This is a genomic window from Wandonia sp., from assembly GCF_984588085.1.
This window is the reverse complement of the sequence record NZ_CFIGVI010000032.1, coordinates 1-5,747: the sequence shown is the minus strand read 5'-3', so window position 1 is coordinate 5,747 and position 5,747 is coordinate 1. Positions and strand designations below refer to the sequence as shown.

Sequence of the window (5,747 nt, the reverse complement as noted above, 5' to 3'; positions counted from 1 at the left end):
GTTTAACTCAATGGAAATGAGGATAGAATCCACCTAATAAAAATCACAGTTATCTTAAGCCACAGAAGATAATTTCAACGGTATAGACAAAGTATGTTAACACAAAACCACGAAGTAACTTTGTTCTCTTTACGGAGGAAAGGATTAACAATTTCGTTTTTATTCATACTGTTTATACTAATGATGGGGTGTGGCAAACCCTCTAAAACTGAGAAGGGATATGTAACTGATAAAGTTTTCGATAGTATTTATTTCGAAACAGCAGTTACTATTGCTGCTTTAGACCTGAACCGGGCAATAGATATTTCAGATTCGCTGTATAATCATTCAGTATCGGAAAGACATAAGTTAAAAGCCCTAATGTTGTCTTCTACTCTTTTTCAGCAAAAAGGAGAAATTAAAAAATCGATTCAATATGCCGAAATGGCGGATCAAATTGCAGTTCGTAACAAATTCTATGATTGGGAGGCGAGAATAGCCGGGTTCTTATCTACGCAATACAGAAATCTGGAACTTTTTGAACAGGGAGAATTTTATCTTGAGAAAGGTAAAAAAGTTAGTGATAAAATTAAAGAAGAGCAGCAAAAAGTTGTTTACCTGGGAATGATCTATGAGGAAACGGCGTATTACGAAATTGAACATGGAAATTATGAGGCAGCTTATAAAGCTGCTTTAACAGCTGAAGAGTACTTTAATCGTATCACTGACGAGACGAACAAAAACTATTTTTTTGCAACCAATGAGGAATTATTTGGAAGAATTTGTACCGGGCTGGAAAAATGGGACGAGGCGTTGTTACATTACAGCAATTCTATGGAAAGTCTCAGTAATGTGACACAGCGGGATGCAGTTCTTAACTGTTTTGTGTATAGCGGACTGGGAAGAGTATATCTTGAAAAAAAAGAATCGGAGTTAGCGATAGAGAGTCTAAGGAAAGCGGAACAACTTGTTGAGAACTCCAATCATCTGGAGTTAAAAGTGGAGGTGTATAAAACATTTTCTGAGTATTTCAGGTGGGTTGGGAATTACAGTGAATATACGGTCTATCATGATAAATATATGGATGCTTTTCAATTGAGTGAAAAAAAGAAAAAGCAATCCATTGATAAATTTATCAGTTCTGTTCAGTCCCGGGAGCGGACATTGTCTTACAATCGGAATGTTTTACTTACGTTATTGTCCGTATTGTTGGTTGTAATGATTTCCAGTATCTTCTTTTATCGACGTAGTAAAAAACGTGATTTTGCACGTTTCAAAGCGGTGATGAAAAAAATACAACAAGAACAGCAGAGTAAAACAGTGACGGAATCTGTTGAGAAAAAAGAGCAAAAAAAGGTCCGGAAAAAAATTATGTCGGAAGCTGTCGAATCTAAACTACTTAATGACCTGGAGGAGTTTGAAAAAGGAATAAAGTTTACAGACAAACAAATCTCCCTTCCTGTTTTGGCAGGTATTCTGAATACCAACACAAAATACTTGTCGTATGTACTAAATACGCATAAAAATAAAGATTTTAGTACCTACATTAATGAACTTCGGATTAACTACATTATTAAAAAAATGGAAACAGACGAGACGTTTCTTCATTATAAGTTAAGTGTATTATCCAATGAATGCGGTTTTTCTTCACACAGTAAGTTTTCAGCTGTTTTTAAATCAGTGACCGGGTTTTCTCCCTCTGCTTTTATTTCCTATCTGGAAAAAAGTAAGAACGAAAAGTAAACAAGTGTTCTATCATCAATTGAATATGTAGTTCGAATCCCATTCAAGCATTAAACAGAATACCTATTCTCTTTTTAGCAGTCGTATTTTTTTGTTCTATAAAAGTACATTATGTAATGCTTTTGTAGAGCTGTTTTCATTCTATTTAGAATTCATCGAAATATTCCGATAGCTATTCCGTATCCAAGCCTAATCAATTGGTTTAAAACTTATTTAGGCTGTCTGTATTCCTGAATATGGACAGTGTTCTTCTTAAATGTAAGCCATAAATACTAAATATTTGCACTCTTACAATTAGGCACACTTAAATTAATCAATAGTACAAAATGAAACAAATACTTACAATGTTAGGAGTCTCGTGCTTCTATTTTTTGGCGGATGCAGGTCCGACTCATGTTACATGTGGAGATGAAATTAGTCTCATTCAGCATCATTACTCAATTAGCTATGGTGATACTATCGAAGCAGGCGTGGCTCTGGAGCACGAAATAACTACTTCCTGGAGTGTTTCGCCTGCGTCAGGCGTAAATAAAGCTTCAGGATCGGGAAAAACAACGGGTGATTTAATTTTTTCTCAACCGGGAAAATATCAGATCACATTTCAGATTCCTGCGCATGGAGATCATCCAGCAAAAACGGAAACAGCTCTTGTTGAAGTAAGTAATGTGAAAATGATATTTGATACACAGAAAATCAGCTTTTCGAGACCGCTTACTACCGGAGATGCCTCGGGAGTGATCATGACAGTTCCTGTAGAAGTGAAAACATATGACAGTAAACCATATGATTATACCACGCGTGAGGTACAAACAACAGGAGTGGGGCGTGTTTCTTCGCGTTTGAAAGATGGAAGAGCTTTACTAAAAGAGGGGCAGAACCTACTTCCCTTTGAATTGTCAGGATCAGTATCTCAGCAGGGAAACATTCAGTTTCGTGTCTATGATGATAAAGGTGAAGCTGTTTTTTTTAATTATTCAATAACAAACTAAACATGAAGAAGAATTTACTTTTCAGTAAAGCAAAGTATTTATATAAGCTTATTGGAGCCGGGTGTTTGGCATTGTTTACAACAAACGGTTTTACACAACAGTCAGGGTGCAATCCCCTTCAGCCGTATGATCAGATTCAGTCAGGTTTTCACACCACAATTGCTACACGTCCTGATGGTACATTTCTTATTTGGGGTAGTGGCGCCCATGCGAATGGAAATGGTGGGAATACGTCCAATCATTTAACACCTGTCCAAATTGCTCCAAATCCGGGAACACCTTCTGAGGATTATGCCTATACGGGAATTCCTTTATTTGCAACACTTGCCACTCGGGTTAATACCGCTTTTCAAGGTTTTATATTATCTACGGACGGTTTGTGGTCTTGGGGTGCAAACAGTGTTGCTATAGGTACAGGATTGGATAATATGGCCGGGTTTTCTCAGATAGATATGCCTGTTGGAGTTACTCCCCTGGATGTGAAAAACATGTCTGCTGCATTTGGTGCGTTGGTAATACTTACTCATTCAGGAGATGTATGGGTAAGTGCTACTCACTCATCATTTAATGGGATTGGAGGAACTACACCTGGAGCAGGGGATAATTACTGGTCAAGAGTAACCAGAAGTATTACAGGAAACCCTCCGTTAAGTGGGGTAACAGAGTTTCGGATAACTTCTGCGGGTGCTTTTGCAGTGACTACTACAGGACAATGGTATACATGGGGACCAGCAACTTACTTGGGAGATGGTTCGGCTGTAACTGAACGTAATCGGGCTACACCAATGACAAAGCCTTTTATGGGAAGTCCTGTAATGATAGCTATGACACGGGATTGTTCTACTACAAACCCATCAAGTCTTCCTTCCTCAACACGAGCAAGTTATTTTGCAATTGATCCAGCAGATGGAAAACTATATGCACTGGGTGGTAATACCAGCGGACAATTAGGTCAGAATAATACAGCGCAGTCTGCGGGGTGGGTGCCTGTTCAGAATCCTACAAATACAGGAGACCTTGATAATGTAACCTTTGTAGCAGGAAATGATCATGATGCATGGACTACGCAGACGGGAGCAGTAGCATGTATTCTGACCAGCGGGGAAGTGTATGCCTGGGGAAGTAATAACAATGGAATGGTTGGTGGACCAACAGGAACTTCTTTTTATTCTTTACCAAGAATTCCTCAGGGGTTTAATCCCGGGGATATTGCGACATACGTAGAGGTAGGTGGACATACAACAGCTACAATGAAACAGTGTGCTACCCGCTATTGTTATGTTGGACATAAAATCAATGGTTCGATGGGGGATGGAGTTAACTCCGGAAGCCAAATAACAAGTTTTGATTGTGCGAATACTCCGGAAGGGTTTATTTGTGGATCAAGTACGTATGATGCAGGTGATGCTCCGATTTCTTATGAAAATGGAAATCCTGCAACGCATTATTATGTTTGTGGAGATGAAATCTATTTAGGGACATTGCCTCCTGATCCTGATAACGGAATGAATAATAATGTTGCATCAGGAGCCAATAACATGGGAGTCAATGGTGATAATGCAAATGGTGTTGATGAAGATGGATTGGTGGAAGCAACATTAATTCACACGGCTACAAATCCGAACTTCTCAACGACATTAACCTACATGAATAATTCTTCTGATCCGGCTAATATTTATGCCTGGATTGATTGGAATGATGATGGTGTTTTTAGTGAAGATGAAAGTTTTATTGCAACAGGTCTTGCACCGGATGTTAATCCTCAAAATATAAATCTGAGTTGGACTGGAGTTACAACTTCTTGTGGTTACAAATACATGCGTATCCGGATTTCCACAAATGCATTGACAGATGATCCGGGAACAACGAATATTGATGAAAGAAGCTTCTCGCCTCTTATTCATGGAGAAGTAGAAGATTATTTCATAGATGTGGATATTGCTTCAAATCCGTCAGGTGATTGCGATGGAGATGGTGTAACAAATGGTGATGAGATAGCGGATGGAACCAATCCAAATGATCCATGTAGCTTTATCATTACGAGTCAATCTCTTACTCCTGCTGCAAATTGGGTTACAAGTGATTGTGATGGGGATGGTGTAATCAATGGAACTGAAATTACAGATGGAACAAATCCTCTTGATCCGTGTGATTTAGTAGCGTCCAATATTACTCTGGCTCAATCTAGTATTTGGTTGGATGGAGATTGCGACGGAGATGGGGTAATTAATGGCGATGAAGTAACGGACGGTACGGATCCGAATGATCCATGTGATTTCATTGTTGCGAGCCAAAGTATTCCACCGGTTGCAACATGGGAGAATGCCGATTGTGATGGAGATGGGGTTACAAATGGGACTGAGGTTACAAATGGAACAGATCCTCTAAACCCATGTGAATTGGTTTTGGCTAACCAGACACTGACACCTGATGTGGTATGGAGTTCCGGTGACTGCGATGGAGATGGTGTGACCAATGAAGATGAAATAACGGATGGGACAGATCTAAATGATCCGTGTGACTATTCGATAACAAGTATAACCTTAACACAAGGTGGTGACTGGAATAATGTGGATTGTGATGAGGATGGAGTGACGAACGGAACCGAGATTACAGACGGAACGAATCCGAATGATCCATGTGATTATAGTGCTGCAAGTCAGGTGCTCACAGATGTAGGTGCTATGTGGAATACTGTTGATTGTGACGGAGATGGTGTAACCAATGAAGATGAAATAGCGGATGGTACGAACCCGAATGATCCGTGTGATTATACAGCCGCAAGTGTAACTCTACCTCAGGGAGGTGATTGGAATGCTGCTGATTGTGATGGAGACGGGGTAACGAATGGTGATGAAACCACCGACGGAACTGATCTAAATGACCCTTGTGATTACACAGCGGGAAGTATCACACTACCTCAGGGAGGTGATTGGAATGCTGTTGATTGTGATGGTGATGGCGTGACCAATGAAGATGAAGTCACTGATGGTACAGACCCGGATAACCCTTGTGATCTTAATTTGGCAAGTCAAA

Annotated in this window: 3 protein-coding genes; all 3 read left to right on the top strand. The window is 39.7% G+C overall.

Annotated elements, in window-relative coordinates; translation table 11 throughout:
* The first annotated feature begins 93 nt into the window (after positions 1 to 93).
* Positions 94 to 1,722: a helix-turn-helix domain-containing protein gene (locus AC4PL9_RS11325; protein WP_491604864.1), complete on the top strand. Its 1,629-nt coding sequence runs from the start codon at positions 94 to 96 to the stop codon at positions 1,720 to 1,722.
* A 326-nt stretch (positions 1,723 to 2,048) separates the two neighbouring features.
* Positions 2,049 to 2,711, top strand: a complete 663-nt coding sequence (locus AC4PL9_RS11320) for a hypothetical protein (protein WP_491604863.1) — start codon at positions 2,049 to 2,051, stop codon at positions 2,709 to 2,711.
* Between the two features lie 2 nt (positions 2,712 to 2,713).
* Positions 2,714 to 5,747: GEVED domain-containing protein (locus AC4PL9_RS11315; RefSeq protein ID WP_491604862.1), on the top strand; the 3,034-nt coding region annotated here is incomplete at its 3' end.